This window comes from Ensifer sp. VA4 (assembly GCF_055710065.1).
In genome coordinates this window covers 303,554-322,941 of the sequence record NZ_JBVQPO010000005.1, presented here as the reverse complement: position 1 = coordinate 322,941, position 19,388 = coordinate 303,554, and the positions used below count along the sequence as shown (strand labels likewise).

17 protein-coding genes are annotated in these 19,388 nt (G+C 62.2%); 10 read left to right on the top strand and 7 right to left on the bottom strand.

Annotated features, from left to right (window positions below; translation table 11 throughout):
- Window positions 1-110 precede the first annotated feature (110 nt).
- From fabD to gmk, 7 genes are all read left to right on the top strand, one after another.
- Window positions 111-1,055, top strand: coding sequence for an ACP S-malonyltransferase (gene fabD, locus AC0C6X_RS10935; protein ID WP_472953062.1), 945 nt, complete (start codon window positions 111-113; stop codon window positions 1,053-1,055).
- Between the two features lie 39 nt (window positions 1,056-1,094).
- Complete coding sequence (gene fabG / locus AC0C6X_RS10930) at window positions 1,095-1,832, top strand: 3-oxoacyl-[acyl-carrier-protein] reductase (RefSeq protein ID WP_173516061.1); 738 nt, start codon at window positions 1,095-1,097, stop codon at window positions 1,830-1,832.
- Window positions 1,833-2,164: 332 nt separating this feature from the next.
- Window positions 2,165-2,401: an acyl carrier protein gene (locus AC0C6X_RS10925; RefSeq protein ID WP_003531676.1), complete on the top strand. Its 237-nt coding sequence runs from the start codon at window positions 2,165-2,167 to the stop codon at window positions 2,399-2,401.
- Between the two features lie 217 nt (window positions 2,402-2,618).
- Window positions 2,619-3,884: a beta-ketoacyl-ACP synthase II gene (gene fabF, locus AC0C6X_RS10920; protein WP_247957856.1), complete on the top strand. Its 1,266-nt coding sequence runs from the start codon at window positions 2,619-2,621 to the stop codon at window positions 3,882-3,884.
- Window positions 3,885-4,437: 553 nt separating this feature from the next.
- Window positions 4,438-5,637: an endolytic transglycosylase MltG gene (gene mltG, locus AC0C6X_RS10915; RefSeq protein WP_173516063.1), complete on the top strand. Its 1,200-nt coding sequence runs from the start codon at window positions 4,438-4,440 to the stop codon at window positions 5,635-5,637.
- 98 nt (window positions 5,638-5,735) lie between these two features.
- Window positions 5,736-6,623 (top strand): YicC/YloC family endoribonuclease, encoded by an 888-nt coding sequence (locus AC0C6X_RS10910; protein ID WP_173516064.1) that lies wholly within the window; start codon window positions 5,736-5,738, stop codon window positions 6,621-6,623.
- A 3-nt stretch (window positions 6,624-6,626) separates the two neighbouring features.
- Window positions 6,627-7,286 (top strand): guanylate kinase, encoded by a 660-nt coding sequence (gene gmk / locus AC0C6X_RS10905; RefSeq protein ID WP_173516065.1) that lies wholly within the window; start codon window positions 6,627-6,629, stop codon window positions 7,284-7,286.
- 36 nt (window positions 7,287-7,322) lie between these two features.
- Here gmk and rsmA read toward each other — a convergent pair whose 3' ends face one another.
- The 6 genes from rsmA to lptF all read right to left on the bottom strand — a co-directional run bounded on the left by rsmA (window position 7,323) and on the right by lptF (window position 14,914).
- A complete protein-coding gene (rsmA, locus tag AC0C6X_RS10900; protein ID WP_173516066.1) occupies window positions 7,323-8,150 on the bottom strand; it encodes a 16S rRNA (adenine(1518)-N(6)/adenine(1519)-N(6))-dimethyltransferase RsmA in 828 nt (275 codons plus the stop codon).
- Window positions 8,150-9,178: a 4-hydroxythreonine-4-phosphate dehydrogenase PdxA gene (gene pdxA, locus AC0C6X_RS10895; RefSeq protein ID WP_173516067.1), complete on the bottom strand. Its 1,029-nt coding sequence runs from the start codon at window positions 9,176-9,178 to the stop codon at window positions 8,150-8,152. The genes rsmA and pdxA overlap by 1 nt, the downstream gene beginning before the upstream one ends.
- 13 nt (window positions 9,179-9,191) lie before the next feature.
- Entirely contained in the window at window positions 9,192-10,130 is a 939-nt protein-coding gene (locus AC0C6X_RS10890) for a SurA N-terminal domain-containing protein (protein ID WP_173516068.1), read from the bottom strand.
- 187 nt (window positions 10,131-10,317) lie between these two features.
- A complete protein-coding gene (locus AC0C6X_RS10885) occupies window positions 10,318-12,669 on the bottom strand; it encodes an LPS-assembly protein LptD (protein WP_472953052.1) in 2,352 nt (783 codons plus the stop codon).
- Window positions 12,669-13,751: an LPS export ABC transporter permease LptG gene (lptG, locus tag AC0C6X_RS10880; RefSeq protein ID WP_247958240.1), complete on the bottom strand. Its 1,083-nt coding sequence runs from the start codon at window positions 13,749-13,751 to the stop codon at window positions 12,669-12,671. The genes AC0C6X_RS10885 and lptG overlap by 1 nt, the downstream gene beginning before the upstream one ends.
- On the bottom strand, window positions 13,745-14,914 hold the full coding sequence (lptF, locus tag AC0C6X_RS10875) for an LPS export ABC transporter permease LptF (protein WP_247957849.1): 1,170 nt from the start codon (window positions 14,912-14,914) through the stop codon (window positions 13,745-13,747). Before lptF ends, lptG begins: the two co-directional genes overlap by 7 nt.
- 414 nt (window positions 14,915-15,328) lie before the next feature.
- Here lptF and AC0C6X_RS10870 point away from each other — a divergent pair, with 414 nt between their 5' ends.
- Entirely contained in the window at window positions 15,329-16,822 is a 1,494-nt protein-coding gene (locus AC0C6X_RS10870; protein ID WP_472953050.1) for a leucyl aminopeptidase, read from the top strand.
- Between the two features lie 41 nt (window positions 16,823-16,863).
- The gene (locus AC0C6X_RS10865; protein ID WP_472953048.1) at window positions 16,864-17,313 is read left to right on the top strand and encodes a DNA polymerase III subunit chi; all 450 of its coding nucleotides are present in this window, start codon (window positions 16,864-16,866) and stop codon (window positions 17,311-17,313) included.
- Between the two features lie 73 nt (window positions 17,314-17,386).
- Here AC0C6X_RS10865 and AC0C6X_RS10860 read toward each other — a convergent pair whose 3' ends face one another.
- Window positions 17,387-18,313, bottom strand: a complete 927-nt coding sequence (locus AC0C6X_RS10860; protein ID WP_173516073.1) for a Gfo/Idh/MocA family protein — start codon at window positions 18,311-18,313, stop codon at window positions 17,387-17,389.
- A 230-nt stretch (window positions 18,314-18,543) separates the two neighbouring features.
- Here AC0C6X_RS10860 and AC0C6X_RS10855 point away from each other — a divergent pair, with 230 nt between their 5' ends.
- On the top strand, window positions 18,544-19,386 hold the full coding sequence (locus AC0C6X_RS10855; protein ID WP_173516074.1) for a GNAT family N-acetyltransferase: 843 nt from the start codon (window positions 18,544-18,546) through the stop codon (window positions 19,384-19,386).
- Window positions 19,387-19,388 lie beyond the last annotated feature (2 nt).

Below are 19,388 nucleotides of genomic sequence, written 5' to 3'. Positions count from 1 at the left end.
AAAGTATTTGCGATTTTCGCCCGCGCCCGCTCCAACTCATAAGAACCGATCACTATGATTTCGTGTCGAGCCGACCCGAAATCATAGCGATCTAGGGAAGGGACTATCCCATGAGCATTGCATTCACGTTTCCCGGCCAGGGCAGCCAGGCTGTCGGCATGGGCAAGGACCTGGCGGACGCCTTTCCGGAAGCTGCGGCCGTTTTTGCCGAAGTCGACGAGGCACTCGGCGAGAAGCTGTCCGAGATCATGTGGAACGGTCCCGAGGAAACGCTGACGCTGACCGCGAACGCGCAGCCCGCATTGATGGCCGTATCGATGGCCGTCATCCGGGTGCTCGAAGCCAAGGGCCTCGACATCAAGTCCAAGGTCTCCTTCGTCGCCGGTCATTCGCTGGGCGAATATTCGGCGCTCTGCGCCGCGGGCACGTTCTCGATCGCCGACACGGCGCGTCTCCTTCGCATCCGCGGCAACGCGATGCAGGCGGCCGTACCGGTCGGCAAGGGCGCGATGGCCGCGATCATCGGACTGGAACATGCCGATGTCGACGCCGTCTGCCGCGAAGCCTCTGCCCTTGGGGCCTGCCAGATCGCCAACGACAACGGCGGCGGCCAGCTGGTGATCTCCGGCGAGAAGGCTGCCGTCGAGAAGGCTGCGGCCCTGGCCTCCGAGAGGGGCGCAAGGCGCGCTTTGATGCTGCCGGTCTCCGCACCCTTCCATTCGAGCCTGATGGCGCCGGCCGCCGACGCGATGCGCGAGGCGCTGGCCAAGGTCGAGAAGCGCAATCCCGTCGTGCCGGTGATCGCCAACGTGCTGGCCGCACCTGTCAGCGATGCCGGCGAGATCGCCCGGCTGCTGGTGGAGCAGGTCACGGGCCAGGTCCGTTGGCGCGAGACGGTCGAGTGGTTTGCCGCCAACAATGTCACGACGCTTTATGAACTTGGTTCCGGCAAGGTCCTGACCGGGCTTGCCCGCCGGATCGACAAGACCGTCAACGGTATTGCCGTCAATACGCCTGCCGATATCGACACCGCACTTGCCGCCTTGCTCGCCTGAGCGATCGCGTAAGCGCTCCAGTTACAAGGAATCAATCAGATGTTCGATCTTTCCGGCCGCAAGGCTCTCGTTACCGGCGCATCCGGTGGTATCGGTGAAGAAATCGCCCGCATGCTGCACGCCCAGGGCGCAACCGTCGGCCTGCACGGCACGCGCGTCGAAAAGCTGGAAGCGCTTGCCAACGAACTCGGCGATCGCGTGCAGCTCTTCCCAGCGAACCTTTCCGACCGTGCCGAAGTCAAGGCGCTCGGCGAAAAGGCCGAGGCCGAACTCGGCGGCGTCGATATTCTCGTCAACAATGCCGGCATCACCAAGGACGGCCTCTTCGTGCGCATGAGCGATGAAGACTGGGACAGCGTTCTCGAAGTCAACCTGACCGCCGTCTTCCGCCTGACGCGCGAGCTCACCCATCCGATGATGCGGCGCCGCTTCGGCCGCATCGTCAACATCACCTCGATCGTCGGTGTCACCGGCAATCCGGGCCAGGCCAATTACTGTGCCTCCAAGGCCGGCATGATCGGCTTCTCGAAGTCCCTGGCGCAGGAGATCGCGACGCGCAACGTCACCGTCAACTGCGTCGCGCCCGGTTTCATCGAGAGCGCGATGACCGGCAAGCTGAACGACAAGCAGAAAGATGCGATCATGGGCGCGATCCCGATGAAGCGCATGGGCACCGGCGCGGAGATTGCGTCGGCCGTCGTCTACCTCGCGTCGAACGAGGCTGGCTACGTCACTGGCCAGACGATTCACGTCAATGGCGGCATGGCCATGATCTGATCCGGTTTCCGGGATGCGTCGCCCGTCGAGATTGTGCGACGGGCGATATTCAACGTCCCGGGATGCGCCTGCCAAATGCCTGAAATTCAATGTTGACCAAGCGAATGTCAGGCATTTTCGGACTTTGCGACAGACTTAAACCGTGTTAATCGGGCCATGACTGTTAGCAGTCGACCGGTCCCGCCAGGTGTCCGGCAGCCTTGGCTGCCCTGGGTTTGCCGCAGTTCCGGTTGGATGGATTGCCGGGTAGCCCGTCTTGGTCTATCAGGCTTGAATAAGAGTACCGGTGCCGGAACAGGCGCCCACAGAAACGAAGGTCGAGGAACTCCGACATGAGCGATATCGCAGAACGCGTAAAGAAAATTGTTATTGATCATCTTGGCGTCGACGCCGAAAAGGTCAGCGAAGGCGCAAGCTTCATCGATGACCTCGGCGCGGACTCGCTCGACACCGTCGAACTGGTCATGGCTTTCGAAGAAGAATTCGGCGTAGAAATCCCGGACGATGCCGCTGACTCGATCCTGACCGTCGGCGACGCCGTCAAGTTCATCGAAAAGGCCCAGGCCTAATATCCAAGCGGCTACGGCCGTAGACGGGCCGCCTAAAGCGGCCCGTTTCAGCCCAGGGAAGTGGGCTGTCCCGCCAGCGCGGGTTTCGATCAGCAAGCGTTTTCCCGCATTTTCCTCTGATCGTGAATAAGAACCTTAAAATGGATGCCCGGATCGGGTTCGTCACACGTGGTCCGATCCGGCTCTGAAATTGAAAAGTCAGGGTGGGTCGCGGACTATGAGACGTGTCGTTATCACCGGTACCGGCATGGTATCTCCCTTGGGTTGCGGAACTGAGGCGACGTGGGCGCGCCTTCTTGCCGGGCAGAATGCTGCGCGCAAGGTGACCGAATTCGAGGTCGAGGATCTTCCTGCCAAGATCGCCTGCCGCATTCCTTTCGGTGACGGTACCGACGCAACCTTCAACGCCGACGACTGGATGGAGCCGAAGGAGCAGCGCAAGGTTGATCCGTTCATCGTTTATGCGATGGCGGCCGCCGACATGGCGCTTGCCGACGCCGGCTGGAAGCCGGAGAGCAACGAGGACCAGATCGCGACCGGCGTCCTGATCGGTTCGGGTATCGGCGGTCTCGAAGGCATCGTCGAAGGCGGCTATACGTTGCGCGACAAGGGCCCCCGCCGCATTTCGCCGTTCTTCATTCCCGGCCGCCTCATCAACCTCGCCTCGGGCCAGGTGTCGATCCGCCACAAGCTGCGTGGCCCGAACCACTCGGTCGTCACCGCGTGCTCGACCGGCGCGCACGCCATCGGCGACGCGAGCCGTCTGATTGCACTCGGCGATGCCGACGTCATGGTTGCCGGCGGTGCGGAATCGCCGATCTGCCGGATCTCGCTCGCGGGCTTCGCCGCCTGCAAGGCCCTGTCGACCCAGCACAACGACAACCCTGAGAAGGCATCGCGTCCCTACGATGTCGATCGAGACGGCTTCGTCATGGGCGAGGGTGCCGGCGTCGTCATCCTCGAAGAGCTCGAGCACGCCAAGGCCCGCGGCGCGAAGATCTATGCGGAAGTCGTCGGTTACGGCCTTTCCGGCGACGCCTTCCACATCACTGCTCCGTCGGAAGACGGCGACGGCGCCTATCGCTGCATGCAGATGGCGCTGAAGCGCGCCGGCCTGACGGCCGCCGACGTCGACTATATCAACGCCCACGGCACTTCGACCATGGCGGACACGATCGAGCTCGCTGCCGTCGAGCGCCTGGTCGGCGAGCATGCGTCGAAGATCTCCATGTCCTCGACCAAGTCGGCGATCGGCCATCTGCTCGGCGCTGCCGGCGCTGTCGAAGCGATCTTCTCGGCACTCGCGATTCGCGACAATATCGCGCCGCCGACGCTCAACCTCGACAATCCGTCGGTGGAAACCAAGATCGACCTCGTGCCGCACGTCGCGCGCAAGCGCGAGATCAACGTGGCGCTGTCGAACTCCTTCGGCTTCGGCGGCACCAACGCGTCGCTGGTCCTGCGCCGCTATACGGGCGCCTGATCGGGCCCTGCCAATCATCGGATCGACCCAACAAGTCGGTCCGATGATCCTGCTTTTGCCGCATTGCTCGCTACAAGCATGATTTGGGAGGATGCAACGCCATCGCGGCGGTGCTTGCCGACCGCTATGTTCGCGCAAGGCATATCTGTCAGATTGCCATTTAACTATTGCCGGGAACAGGCCGCCCGCCCAGGGGTATCGGGAGCGCCACGTTCCGAACGGCTGCCAGTCTCCTTGAATCCATCCGATTTAAGGAGAAAACAGGCAGCTATTTAGAGTGTTACAGCGACCTGAACGCGTCCTGTAAGGCGTACGGTTCTGTAAAGTGTCGGCCGTCCATCGTCTTCTCTTGAATAGGCGGTGAACCGATACATTTCTGTGGTTCCTGGTGCCAAGGCACTGCGCCGCAGGTCTATTGTAATGAAGACTGCGGAACGCCGCCCGCCAGGTCGGCGCCGTTTATGAAATTGACTTAAGCCTGCCATGGTCCAGTCCGAAATTCGCACCGGGGCAGGAAGAGAATGAGGCTGCGAATTTCGGGTTCGGGATAATCGTGAGCGACTCAAACGATAACGGCGCGGCGCAATTCGGCCGCAATGAAAACGCGAGCAACGGGCCGATCATTCCGAAATCGGCCAACGAGGCGTTGCGCCCGGAAAAGGTGCCGCAGCCTCCGAAGCGGTCGCGCAAGGCGCGCAGCCAGGTGGTGATCTTCCTGAACTTCGTGATGACCATCATCGTCTTCGCGGCGCTTGCCGCGGCCGGCACGGTCTACTACGCCATGCATCAGTACGAGAAGCCGGGTCCGCTGCAGGCAAATCAGAACTTCATCGTCAGGAGCGGTGCCGGCATGAGCGAGATCGCCAGCGGTCTCGAGCGCAGCAACATCATTACCGACGCGCGCGTCTTCCGCTTTGTCTCGGAAGCCTATCTCGATAATGAGACGCTGAAGGCCGGCGAGTATGAAATCAAGGCCGGCTCGTCGATGCAGGACGTGATGCAGCTTCTGAAGTCGGGCAAATCGATCCTCTATTCCGTTTCTCTGCCCGAAGGTCTGACCGTCAAGCAGATGTTCCACAAGCTTTCCGACGATCCGGTTCTGGTTGGCGATCTGCCGAAGGAGCTTCCGCCGGAAGGCTCGCTGATGCCGGACACCTACAAGTTCACACGCGGCACCAAGCGCGGCGAGATCGTCCAGCAGATGGTTGCCGCCCAGAAGGCGCTGGTCGACCAGATCTGGGAGAAGCGTGATCCGAACCTGCCGGTGTCGACGGTCGAGGAACTCGTCACGCTTGCTTCGATCGTGGAAAAGGAAACCGGTCGCGCCGACGAACGGCCGCGGGTCGCCTCCGTTTTCATCAACCGGCTCGACAAGGGCATGCGCCTGCAGTCCGACCCGACGATCATCTACGGCATTTTCGGCGGCGACGGAAAGCCGGCGGACCGTCCGATCCTGAAGTCCGACATAGACAAGCAGACGCCCTACAACACCTATATCATAAAGGGCTTGCCGCCGACGCCGATCGCCAATCCGGGCCGTGCGGCGCTGGAGGCAGTCGCCAATCCGTCGCGTACACCGGAACTCTACTTCGTCGCGGACGGTTCGGGCGGCCATGTTTTCGCCGAGACTTTGGATGAGCACAACGCGAACGTAAGGCGTTGGCGCAAGGCGGAAGCCGAGAAGGCAGCGGAAGCCGCGAAGGCTGCCACGGATGCTGCAGTGGCTGAACCGGCAGCAGCGCAGCCGCAATAAACGCTGCATTGTGGACGGATAGATCACGGCGCGGATATCCCTTGCGGGATGCCGCGCCGTAGCCGTATTGCTTCTGCTGAAACACAACGGAGGTGACGATGCCGCTCCAATCGATGACCGGCTTTGCCCGAAGGGAAGGCAGCAGTGGCCGCCGCCGTTGGGCCTGGGAACTGCGCTCCGTCAATGGCAAGGGCCTTGATCTCAGGTTGCGCCTGCCGCAAGGGCTCGAGCGCTTCGAACCCGAAGTGCGCAAACTCGCGACAGATTATTTCTCACGTGGCAATCTCCAGATCGGGCTTTCCGTCAGTGGCGCGGAAGCAACCGTCGAGGCGGTGGTCAATCAGGGCGCGCTGACGGCGGTCTTGAACTTGCGCGAACAACTCGGCGATCTCGTCGATCCGGCGCCCTTGAAATTTGACACGCTTCTCTCAATCCGCGGGATTGTCGATTTTCGCGAACCGGAAGAAAGCGAAGAGGAGCGTGCCGCCCTCGATACGGACATCCTCGAAGGCCTGAGGCTCGCGCTTTCCGACCTCCGCGCCATGCGTGAGGAGGAGGGGACAGCGCTATGTCAGATCCTGCTGGCGCAGGTCGAAGGCATCGAGGCACTTACGGCGACCGTGGAGGCCGATCCGTCGCGCAGCGCCGCGGCGATCGCCGACCGGCTTGCCCAGCAGGTGGCTTTGGTGATGGACAACGGCTCCTCGCTCGACCGGGAACGCCTTTACGCCGAAGTGGCGCTGCTCGCCACCAAGGCTGACCTTCGGGAAGAGATCGACCGGCTTGGCTCCCACATCGCAGCGGCGCGGGAGCTGCTGGCGAAGGGTGGCCCCGTCGGCCGCAAGCTTGATTTCCTGGCACAGGAATTTAACCGAGAATCGAATACGATCTGTTCCAAGTCGAATGCGGCCGCCGTTTCGGCCGCCGGCATCGAACTCAAGGTCGTCATCGACCAGTTCCGTGAACAGGTCCAGAATCTGGAGTAAAGCATGACCCCGGCGACCCCTTCGCCCATCAAGATTGCCCGTCGTGGGCTGATGCTCGTCATCTCCTCGCCCTCGGGCGCCGGCAAGTCGACGATCGCGCGCAACCTCCTAGAAGCCGACCCGGAGATGAGCATCTCCGTCAGCGTGACGACGCGCCAGCGCCGTCCGAGCGAAATCGATGGCCGGCATTATCACTTCAAGTCGATCCGGGAATTCGAAGCGTTGCGGGCGACCGACTCGCTGCTCGAATGGGCGGAGGTGCACGGCAATTTCTATGGCACGCCACGCGATGCCGTCGAAGCGGCGATGGCCGCCGGCCGCGACATGCTCTTCGATATCGATTGGCAGGGCGCCCAGCAACTCCAGGAAAAGATGGCCGGCGACGTCGTGTCGATCTTCATCCTGCCGCCGTCGATGACCGAGCTGCAGTCACGCCTGCACCGTCGGGCCGAAGACAGCGAAGAGGTGATTGCGACACGGCTTGCCAACTCGCGCGCCGAGATCGAGCACTGGCGCGAGTACGATTACATCGTGCTCAACGACGACCTCGATCGCGCTTTCGCCTCCGTACGGGCGATCGTCGAGGCCGAACGGCTTCGTCGCGACCGACGCCCGGGCCTGTTCGATTTCGTCAATGGGCTTCTGACGGAAAATCCGTTCTAAGTCGATGGGATTGGCCGGTCCTGCCGGCCACAGTGCTCAGAGGCAGTTTGCCAGGCGGCAGAATTCTTCCACCGAAAGCGTCTCGGCCCGCCGCTGCGGGTCGATATCGGCCTTTGCCAGCAGGGTTTCGCCGCCAAGCGGCTTGAGGCTTTGCCGCAGCATTTTGCGGCGCTGGCCGAAGGCGGCATGCGTCACCTTCTCGAGTGCCGAAACGGAGCAGGGGATCGGGTTCTCCACGGGCTCCAGATGGACCACCGATGACGTCACCTTGGGCGGCGGCGTGAAAGCCTGTGGCGGCACGTCGAAAGCCATCCGCGCCCTGGTGCGCCAGCCGCAGAGCACCCCGAGGCGTCCGTAGTGATCGTCATCCGCTTCGGCGACGATCCTGAGGCCAACTTCCCGCTGGAACATCAGCGTCAACGATTGCCAGAATGGCGGCCAGCGTTCGGGCAATAGCCAGTTTACGAGCAATTGCGTGCCGACATTGTAGGGCAGGTTGGCGATGATCTTGACCGGCCCATCATCGGCAAGCGTCTCGAACGGTGTTTTCAGGGCGTCGCCTTCGATCACCTGCAACCGGTCCGGATAGTGCGCGCCGATTTCCGCAAGCGCCGGCACGCAGCGGGAGTCGCGCTCGATCGCGATGACTTTCTTGGCTCCGAGGGCCAGGATGGCGCGCGTCAGGCCGCCGGGACCGGGGCCGACTTCGATGACCGTCACGCCTTCGAGCGAACCGGCGGTCCGGGCAACCTTCTGCGTCAGGTTGAGGTCGAGCAGGAAGTTCTGGCCCAACGCCTTCCTGGCGTCGAGGCCGTGGCGCTGGATCACGTCGCGCAGCGGAGGAAGACCGTCGAGCGCGGCCATCAGCGGATATCTCCCGGGCTATTGTTCGCGAGCATCGCGGCAAGATCAAGTGCCGCCCTGAGGCTGTCGTCGCGGGCGACGCCCTTGCCGGCAAGGCTGAAGGCTGTGCCGTGGTCAGGCGACGTGCGGATGAAGGGAAGGCCGAGCGTGACATTGACGCTGTCGTCGAAGCCGAGCGCCTTGGCCGGGATCAGCGCCTGATCGTGATACATGCAGATTGCAACGTCGTAGGTCGCGCGCGCCCGATCATGGAACATCGTATCCGCCGGCAGGGGACCCACGGCATCGATCCCCTCGGCCCGCAGACGGTCGATCACGGGGCGGATGACGGCGTTATCCTCAAGGCCGAGCGCACCGTTTTCGCCGGCGTGAGGGTTGAGCCCAGCGATCGCGAGGCGCGGTCGCTCGAGCCCGAAACGGTTGCGCAGATCAGCCGCCGTAATCGCACAGGTGCGATAGATGAGATCCGGCGTTAACTGGCCCGGTACGTCTTTCAGGGGGATATGGATCGTGACCGGAACCGCACGCAGCTTCGGTCCGGCCAGCATCATGACCGGCAGAACGGCTTGTCCCGTCGCCTTCTCCGCGAGATCCGCCAGGTATTCGGTGTGGCCGGGAAAACGGAAACCGGCGTCGTAGAGAACCGCCTTGGCGATCGGGTTGGTCACGACAGCCGAAGCTTCGCCGGCGGTGACGATCCGCACCGCCGTATCGATCGCCTTGATGACGGCGCTGGCATTGGCCGTGTCGGGATCGCCCGCCGTAACCGGGGCTGGGCAGGTGACCGGCAGAATCGGCAGCGCCGCATCGAATACGGCAACGGCGCCGGCACAATCTGTTTCCCGCACGGGAACCGAATAGCCGAGCATCGCCGCTCGCGCGGCAAGCACCGAAGGATCGCCGATGAAAAGGAAAGGTGCCGTCGCGTGCTCGCGGCGGCCAAGCCAGGCGGAAAGGCTGATATCCGGCCCGATACCGGCCGGATCACCCATGGTCAGGGCGAGTGGCCCGCCGGTTGGTTCGCGCATGTTACCGCTGTGCTTACTTGTTGACGATCTGCGCTTTCTTGCGCAGTTCCTCAAGATACTTTTCGCTGTTCGGGTCTTCTCCGCCCGTTTTCTTCTTGCCGATATCCTCGGCGCGGAAGACGATTTCTGCGGCCGTGTCGTCGTTGACCTCACGCTTCTTGCAGATCGCCAGGTATTCGACGCCCTTTTCGGTTACGCGAGTTCCGGTCGTGCCGTTTTCGCCGGCCTTTTCGACCAGGGGCTTCCATTCGTCCGGCAATTGCTGGGCGAGCATACGACCGAGATTGCGGATCGAAACGTCGCGATAGTTGGCGGCAAACACCTTGGAGGTCTCGCAGCCCGGGAACTGCGACCGCGAGGCATTTGCCTCAGCCTGCCGCTTCGCCGTGATGGCGCCGCGCTTCTTTTCGGGAATGACGAAGATCACCTGCTGCAGGAAGTATTCGGTCGTCACCGGCTTGTTGCCGCCGCCTTCCATCATCCGCTTGACGAGATCGGCGCCCTGCAGCCGGCTCGAATTGCCGTAGCGGAAGTTGACCGCACGCGGCCAGCTCATCTGGACGGCGATATACTGCTTGAAATGCTCGACGCCGACGCCCGCCTGGTCGAGGATCTTGCCGAGCTGTTCTGGTGAAAGCTTGTTGCCTCCGGCAAAGCGGGCAAAGGCGGCATCGACCTCCTGCGTGCTCACCGATTGCCCGAGCCGGGCAATCTCGGCGCGCTTCAGCACTTCGTCGACAAGCTGCTTCTTGGCTTCGTCTGCTCCGCCCTTTTGACGCTGCAGGCGGATGAATGCGACACGTTTGGCAATATCGCCCGAGGTGATCACGGTGTTGTTGACCGTTACCTTGACCTGACTTGCAGCCTGCGCACCGGCACATGCCGCGATGCTCAGGGCCCCGGCCACAGCCAATACCGAAAGCGTCCTCGAGATCGACATTTTCCCGCCCATTACCTTTTCCTGTTTGCCGGACGATCACTGTCGTCGGGTCTTGTCCGCCTACCGGCGTTGCGCCGTTGCCTTATCTTGTCGGAGGAAATGCATAATACATGCGGCCAAACGATGACAAGACCGTTTGAGCAGCCCAAAATTGCGAGAGGGGGCGAACTTCGCGTTTCGCCCCCTCGTTCCAATGATCTTAATAGTAATCCAGCTCTTCGAACTTGGTGTCGCCGACATTGACGTCGCCGAGGGTACGGAAGCTGATCCTGGCACCGATCGACCAATCGTTCGCCAGCGTGCTGCTGGTATCGCGTTCCTGCTTGTAGACGATCGAGAACAGGGTGTCCTGATCGTCGTAGGTAATGCCGAAGCCGTTGCGCGAGATGACGTCCCGGTTGATGTCGTAGGTGATGGCACCAAAGACTGACCAATAGTCGTGGAACTTATAGGCGGCGGCCGTCTGGATTTCGTCCTGATCCACCTGCGAGCCATAAAGCGGCTGCGCTTCGATGCGCGTATAGGTCATCGCCGCCTGCCACGTCGTGCCGAGGTACCCGACGGTCGCATCGGCACGGCGCAGTGCCAGATCCTTTTCGTCGAGACGACCCGAGAGGCTCGCCATCAGGCCGGACGGCGCGTCGATGCCGAACATCGCGACATAGTCCGAGCGCTTCGTTTCCAGGCCGGATTCCGCGCCGACCTTCACCAGGTCGTCGGTTGCAAAGGAGTTCAGGCCTCCGAGATGGAAGGATTGGCCGACGATGCCGCGCAGGCCGTAGCCACTGTCGAAGGTACCGGTATAGCGGAAGCCGACATTGGCGCGCGTGCCACCTTCCACCCGGTCGAAGCCGGAGAACTTGTCGCGGTCGAAAAGGTTGGTCGCGTCGAACACGAAGCTCTGAGCGTCTTCGTTCGGCAGACCGCCAGCGTCCTGTTCGTCAGGGCGCGCGTAGAGCTGAGCGATCGGCTCGAGCACATGGCTGCTGTCCTCGCCGACGAAGAGGATCGGGTAGCGGGCTTCGAGACCGGCGGTCAACATGCGCCGCGTCGTGGCGTCGCTGGTGTTGTAGTCGCCGGTATAGAGCGGGCCAGGCGCGTCCATGTTCAGCCCGAGTGCATCGCCGCGTGCCGCCAGCAGCGGTGTGACGACGAGACCGCCGGGGGCGATGAACGTGCGTTTCCATTCAAGCTCGCCCGTCAGGCGATGGGTTGTGCCTTCCAGACCGCGGAAGCGATCGACGACGCCTGGGACGGCCTCGAAGTCCAGCCGATTGCGCTTGATGTTGGTGAGGTTGACGGTCGCCGAAAGTTCGCCGCCCAATATGGGCTGCGGCGCCTTGTAGGAGTAATCGAGCACCTGCGCCGCAGGCTGCTGGTTTTCCTTGATGCTGTTCGGATCCGCGTCCTGAATGTCGAAGTAGAAGGCGCGCAGGTCGAAGTAGTTTCGCTTGCCGAGTCCGGTCAGATAGGCCTGGTTGACATAGGTCGTTCCGTCGAAGTTCGACAGTTCGTAGGTCTTGGCGAAGTTGGCGTCCGACTGGACGAGGACGTTCCAGCCGAACGTCCAGCGTGGATTGATCTCGAACTCGGCCTTCGACGCGATCATGCCGCGATTGGTCTTCTCCGCGTCGACCGTGCCGGGCGTGAACTTGCTCTTGTCGAGCTGGCTGATGCCGGCAACGTTCAGCGTATGGAAGCCGTTGTGGAACCGCTGGCGGAACTCGCCCTCCAGCAGGAAGCCCTGTCGGGTCAGGCCCGTGACGGTTGCCGTCGCGTCCATATAGGGCGAGATCGCCCAGTAGTAGGGGACGCCGACGCCGACGCCGAGCTTCTGCGCCGAGCGGAACGTCGGGAACAGGAAGCCGCTCTTGCGCTTGACCGTATGGTCGGGCAGTTCCATCACCGGAATATAGGCGATCGGCTTGCCGAAGAGCTCGAAGCGGGCGTTCTCCAGGCGAATCGTCCGCGTGCGGCCGTTCTGAATGACGCGCTGCGCCTTGATATGCCACAGCGAGCGATGTTCCGGCTTGGTCGCGCAGGGTGTGCAGGCCGTGTAGACGGCCTCGTTCAGGATGAATTCCTCGCCGTTCCGGCGCTCGCCGCTCGTTGCGGCAAGCCGGGTCAGGTCGGTGGTTTCGATGCGCATCTGCTCAAGGAAACCGTTGCCGAAATCGTCGGTGACGTCCATCTTGTCAGCGTAGACGACATTGCCGCCCGGCTCGACGAACTGGATGTCCCCGGATGCATAGATGCGGCCATTCTTCTGGTCGTACTCGACCTGACGGGCCACCATCTTGTAGCCGCCGTAGTCGATCTGCACGTTGCCGCGCACGATCACCTTCTCGGCGTCCTTGTTGTAGACGAGCTCATTGGCGGACAGAAGCAGCTTGGCATCTTCCGGCATCTTCGGCCGCAGCGAATCGAGGCGGTCCGAAGCCTGCTGCGCCAGCGCAGGCGCACTCATTCCCATGGCAAGTGTCTGCAGCGCCACGCCTGCGAGCAGGGTAGCGTTGATCAGCGTCATGCGTTTGCGGTTCACTACCGCCACTAGCCATCCTCCTGATTTAAAAGAATCGTCGAGCCCAGCGCCATCGCTACAACAACTGGCAACCAGGCTGCAACGAAAGGAGGCACAATGCCGCTGCTCCCGAATGCTTTGACAAGCACGGTGACGACATAAAGCACGAAGCCTGAAAGGATGCCACCGAGAATTACGGAGCGAGATTGGTTGAACCGGCTAAATTTGAGCGACACGCAGGCGGCGATCAGCGTCATGGCGACGAGAAGCAGCGGCAGCGAGAGCATCGAGTGGAATTGGGTTTCCATGGCATTGGTTGAAAAACCGAAGGAGCGGGCCACTTCGATCTTGCCGGGCAGGTCAAAAAACTGAATGGAATCAGCCTTTGCAAGACGTTCCTGAACAAACTCAGCCTTCAGATTGGTGCTGAGTTGTGCTGTTTTTAGACGACGCGGCAGTTGTCCATTGCGCGTTTCCGTTACCTCGTTAAGAAGCCAGTAACCATCTTCGAGTTTCGCCGAAGCCGCATCCTGTCTCAGAATGATCGAGCCCTGTGGATCGAAGTGGATGACGGTGACGTTGAGGAGCGTCGTACCGTTGTCCTGAACCGAGCGCGCGCCGATGATCGTATCGGTCCCGTTGTGGATCTGTCGCAGCCACGGAATCGACCCCGCGTCGGAGGAACGCGAGGCACCCCATTCCGCCAGCAGTGCCTCCCCACGTTTCGTTCCCCACGCCGCCAGCGGGTTGAGCGCGATCACGGCGAGCATGCCGAAGAGGAAGGCGCCCAGCACGAACGGGCGCAGGAACTGCCAGACGGAGATACCTGCGGCGCGGGTCACGACCAGTTCATAGCGCCGGTTGAGGGAGATCAGCGCCGCCATCGCCGAAAACAGCGCCACAAACGGAATCGTCTGCTGCAGGATCAGCGGGATGCGAAGGGCGGTCATCAGCAGGGCGCCGGTGATCGAATAATGCGGCAGGTTCGCTAGGCGGCTTGCCTGCTCGCTGAAGTCGATGATGAAGATCAACGAGAAGATGCCGACGAGAAACCAGAAAGTGGTGACGACGTAGCGGATGAAGAAGTAGCGTCCGAGCGTGCCCATCATGATGGCTGCCCTCCCTCGGCGTCACGCCGCACCAGGCGCAGGCGTACCAGGAGATCCTGCAGCTTTTCCTGCCAGGTCATCGGGATGTCGAGGCGCTTGTTGCTCACGAGCTGGTGAATGCAGAGCGCGCCGGCTGCAAGTGGCACGATGTACATCAGCGGCACGAACCAGATGGAATCCTCGGCGCTGTTGCCGGCATAGAAGGTCATCCAGCGGATGAGCAGCGCCGTTCCGAGCGCGCTCACCATGGGATGGAGGCGCGCTTCCCGGTGGGAGCGCGCATCGCTGCTGAACACCAGTGCGATCAGGCCGAACAGCAGTGGGAAGGTCCACTCCGTCAGGCGGCGGTTGATCTCGGCGGTAAAGGCAAGCGGCTTGTTCTTGTAGACCTGATCGTTCGGATCGGGATTGAGCAGTCCGGCGAGGTCCCGGTCTTTCGCCCGGATCGTCGCCTCGCGCGTCGTCTTGGTCATGTCGGCAAGGTCGAAGGCATAGGAATCGAACTTGATGATCGAGACACTGCCGTCAGGCAATTTGCGTTGTACCTCGCCGTCCTTCATCACCAGCGCGGAGCTTTTTTCGTCGACCGCGCCTTCGCGGGCGTAATAGACGAGTTCGAAGGCGGGATTGCGCGAATCGGCAACGAAGATGCCCTGCAACACGCCGCCGCTTCGCCGCGCGCCGACCTGGACATAGAGTCCGTCGGCAACCTTGCGGAACGAGTTTTCCTGAACGACGGACGACAGCAGGTCGGCATTGGCGGTCGCCAGCATCTTGCGTACCGAAACGCGCGAATACGGCTCGACGAAATTGTCGACTGCGAAAGAAAGGACGCTCAGGCCCACTGCCAGGTAGATGACTGGCCGGATGATGGCCATGCGCGAGCTGCCGGCGGCGTTGAGCACCGTCAGTTCCGAATCGGTGTTCATCGTGGTGAGCGTCTGGGTGACGCCGATGACCAGTGCGAAGGGCAGGATGATCGGGATGACCGAAGGCAGGATGAGCGTTGCCAGCTTGGCGAAGGCCAGAACCGACTGGCCGCTGTCGGTGACCAGATTGACGTTGGCAAGCGCCTGCGTCGTCCACACGATGCCGAGCAATGGCAGGAGTGTCGCGAGGAACATGATCAAGGCACGCCGGAATATGTAGCGTTCGATCAGCTTCATGCCCGTGTCCGGTCCAAAATCCTGCTCATGTTTCTGTTCCGGCGGCGGCGTCAAGCCGGGTTTTGCCCGGTCCTAGCCGAAGCCTGGTTCTTGCCTGCTATTCGCGTCGCTCAAATTGTGAAGCAACAGGGATAATTTAAGGCGAAGAACCTCGGTTAACCGCATGTAAACATCCGGGGGCATCTTGCCAAGCGGTTGAAAAGCGAGAAGGGTGCCGGCCACAGCTTTGACGGTGGCGAATGTTGCGAATATTTTCCACTGTAACCGCCCGGTAACAGGGCGGATCGCCACAAGCCTCGCCGTGTCATCCCAACGCGTCGCGGCCACAATCACCTTGCCCTGACACCGGCTCTCGGAAGCTTCTTTCGATGCTCCGGATGCGTGCAGAGACAAGAAAGTAGCCGGAGTTTTTCAATGCCGATGAAGTTCGAGTTCACCTTTGCCAAGTCCCACCGGCCGACGGGCGGCGTCGCCGTGCTCCTCAAGACGTCGAGCGGCGGAGCTGCAGCCGGTGCCGATGTCGCCGATCCGCAAGACGTGGTGACAAAGGCGGCGAAGGTGAAGAAGTTCACTGCAAAGGCGTTCTCCAGTCTCGATATCGTTGCGCCGCATGGCTCGCCCGCAGACCGAATCATCGTGCTCGGGCTTGGAGAGGCGGAAGCGCTTACGGAACACGATTGGCTGAAGGCCGGCGGTGCCGTCGCCGCGAAGCTCGGTTCAGCCGACAAGATGACCGTCTTCATCGACGCGCCCGGGATCGACGTGACCGGCAAGGCGGCCGCCGATTTCGCGCTCGGCATGGAGATGAACGCCTACAGATTCGATGGCTACAAGACCAAGAAAGCCGACGACGAGGCCAAATTCTCCGGCAAGCCGGCCAAGGTGACGATCGTCACCGGCACCGTCATCGCCGCGAAGAAGGCCTTCGCCACCGCACAGGCGGTTGCCGAAGGCGTCTTCCTGGCGCGCGACCTGGTGAACGAGCCGGCGAACGTGCTGGGCCCGGTCGAGTTTGCCGCCAAGGCAAAGGACCTGGAGAAGCTCGGCGTCGAGGTGGAGATTCTCACCGAAAAGGAAATGAAGAAACTCGGCATGGGCGCGCTGCTGGGTGTGGCGCAGGGGTCTACCCGCCCGCCGCGGCTCGTCGTCATGCAGTGGAAGGGCGGCAAGTCCAAGGACCGCCCGCTCGCCTTCGTCGGCAAGGGCGTCGTCTTCGACAGCGGTGGCATCTCGATCAAGCCGGCCGCCGGCATGGAGGAGATGAAGGGTGACATGGGCGGCGCCGCCGCCGTCATCGGCCTCATGCATGTGCTTGCCGCACGCGAAGCGAAGGTCAATGCCATCGGCATCATCGGCCTTGTGGAAAACATGCCCGACGGCAGCGCGCAGCGCCCTGGCGACATCGTGACCTCGATGTCCGGCCAGACGATCGAGGTGATCAACACCGATGCCGAAGGCCGCCTCGTGCTGTGCGATGCGCTTTGGTACTGCAACGACCGCTTCAAGCCGCAGGCGATCATCGATCTCGCGACCTTGACCGGCGCCATCATGGTTGCGCTCGCAACGCACCACGCCGGCCTATTCTCGAACGATGACCGCCTGGCCGGCCAGTTGCTCGCCGCCGGCATCGCGACGCAGGAACGCCTGTGGCGCATGCCGCTCGGCAAGGAATACGACAAGATGATCGACAGCAAGTTCGCCGATATGAAGAACACCGGCGGCCGCCACGGCGGTGCGGTAACGGCGGCGCAGTTCCTGCAGCGTTTCGTCAAGGATACGCCCTGGGCGCATCTCGATATCGCCGGCACCGCCATGGGCACGCCGACGGACGAGGTCAACCAGTCCTGGGGCTCGGGTTTCGGCGTCCGGCTGCTCGATGAATTGGTGCGGGCGAGCTACGAATCCTGACTGGCCGCGACGGACGTGACGAAAGGCGGGAAGCAATCGGTATGACCGAAATCCTGTTCTATCACCTGACGGAATCGAAGCTCGAAGACGCGTTGCCGCCATTGCTCGACAAGAGCGTCGAGCGCGGCTGGCGGGTGGCCGTGCAGACGATCGACGCCGAGCGGCGCGACGCGCTCGACACGCATCTGTGGGTTTATCGCGACGAAAGCTTCCTGCCGCATGGCACGGATGCCGGCGACTTCGCTGCAGACCAGCCGATCCTGCTGGTGGCCGACGAAGGCAACGCGAATGCCGCGACGGTCCGCTTCGTCATTGACGGCGCCAGCCCGCCTGATGTTTCGACCTACGAGCGCGTCGTCTTCGTGTTCGATGGCTACGACCAGGATCAGCTCGAGGGCGCGCGCGCCCATTGGAAGCGGTTGAAGGGGGAGGGGCACAACCTCACCTATTGGCAACAGAACCGCGACGGCCGCTGGGAAAAGAAGGCTTGAGTTTACGACCCGTTGCGACGAAGAAGCCCGCAGCCGATGCCGCGGGCTTCGTGCTTCTGACGTGCTCAGAATATCAATCGTGGAACGCTTCGACGAACTTGCGCTTGCCGAGCATGAAGGCGTCGGCGACGTGGCGCAGCGGCGCCAGATCGACGTCCGACTTCCCGGCTCTGACGATCTCGGCGAAGCGCCGATAGAGCATCGGGTATTCCTGTTCCGGCTCGTGATGGACAAGCTTGCCATCGATGGCGAGCTTGGCGCCGCCTTCGGACAGCACCATCTCGCCTGCCGCCGTCCGGGCGACGATGTCCCAGCTCTGCTTGCCGGTCTGGCGCCAGTCGAACTCGGCGGAAACCGGCAATTTCTTCCCATCCGTGAAGGTGATGTTGGCAGCAATCGGCGCGTCCCGATTCTCGGGGAATTCGAGCACGGCCGAGGTCACGAACAGCGGAAGCGGCAGGATGTGGGTAATGATCGAAAGTGCGTTGATGCCCGGGTCGAAGACGCCGAGACCGCCCGCGGCCCAGATCCATTCCTGATTCGGGTGCCAGTGGCGCACGTCTTCCTTCCAGATGATCTGGACATCATTGATCGTCGTTGTCGCCAGAAAGGATTTTGCCGCTTCCACGGCGGGGGCGTAGCGGGAATGCCAGCTGGCAAACAGCGACAGCCCCTTCGATGCCGCCAGCGCTTCGAGGTCCGCGACTTCGCTGAGCGTGGCGCCCGGCGGCTTTTCCAGGAACACGTGCTTGCCCGCATCGAGCGCCGTGCGGGCCGCCTCGTAGCGATACTGCGGCGGCATGCAGAGCGACACGGCCTCGATCGCAGGCACGGCTTCGAGCATCGCCTCGATCGATTTGAAATTGTCGATGCCGTCGACCGTGCCATGCCGGCTGGCCGCAGCGATCAGGTGATAGTCGCCGTTTCTGGCGATCGCCGGCAGATGTTGGTCGCGAACGATCTTGCCGACGCCGACAAGAGCAATTTTGATGGGGGCCATTGGTGTTCCGCTCGATTTGTATGACTTATTGTCGGCTCTTGTAGCAGATTGCGCAAAGGGGGCAAGCGCCGCCGGTCCGCCGCCAGCATGTGCCATCAATGTCGTGGAAATCGACAGACTATCATTCCCTCTGAACGCCATCGCTCTAGCTCTACCAACGGACACGCCGTGTCGTCTCGCCAGCGGGGGCGGGTCAACAGGGTGATCTGACCGCCGCAAGAGGAGTGAACATGCAGTTGCAAATCCGTCGTGCAAGCCGTGTCGAACTCGACGTCATGATCGAATGGGCAGCGGGGGAAGGGTGGAATCCCGGTCTCGGCGACGCAGGCCCATTCTGGACGGCCGACCCGGACGGTTACTGGATCGCGAGTGGAGAGGAGGGGCCCATCGGAGCCATTTCACTGGTGCGATACAACCAAAGCTATGGCTTCCTCGGCTTCTTCATCACGCGACCGGACTTTCGTGGCCAGGGGATCGGCCGGCAATTGTGGCAGCAGGCGATGTCGTCCGCCGATGGGCGCATCGTCGGCCTCGACGGCGTGATCGCCCAGCAGGAGAATTATCGCCGGTCCGGCTTCGCTTACGCCCATGCGAACATCCGCTACGGCGGTGTGATCGACGTCGTCGAGCCGCCGGGTGCCGATCTCCTGGAGGTCGCGCCGATTCATATGTCGCTCCTCACCGAATATGACCGCCGTTTCGTCCCGGCCCGTCGTGAGGCCTTCCTTCGCGAATGGCTGAAGTCGAGCGATGGACGGCGCAGCGTCTTGCTGCTGCGCGATGGCGCGGTTGCGGCCTATGGGACGATTCGCGCCTGCCGTAACGGGTTCAAGATCGGGCCGCTCTTTTCCGATACGGAGACCGGCGCCGATCTGGTTTTTCGCAAGCTCGCCTCCGGCGTCAACGGCAGCGAGGTCTATCTCGACATCCCCGACCCGAATGCCTCGGCCAAGGCGCTTTGCGATCGCTACAATCTGCGGCCGGTGTTCGAAACGGCGCGCATGTATCGCGGGCCGGACCCAGGCCTGCCGCTTGCCCGGATCTATGGCATCACCACGTTTGAGCTCGGATGAAC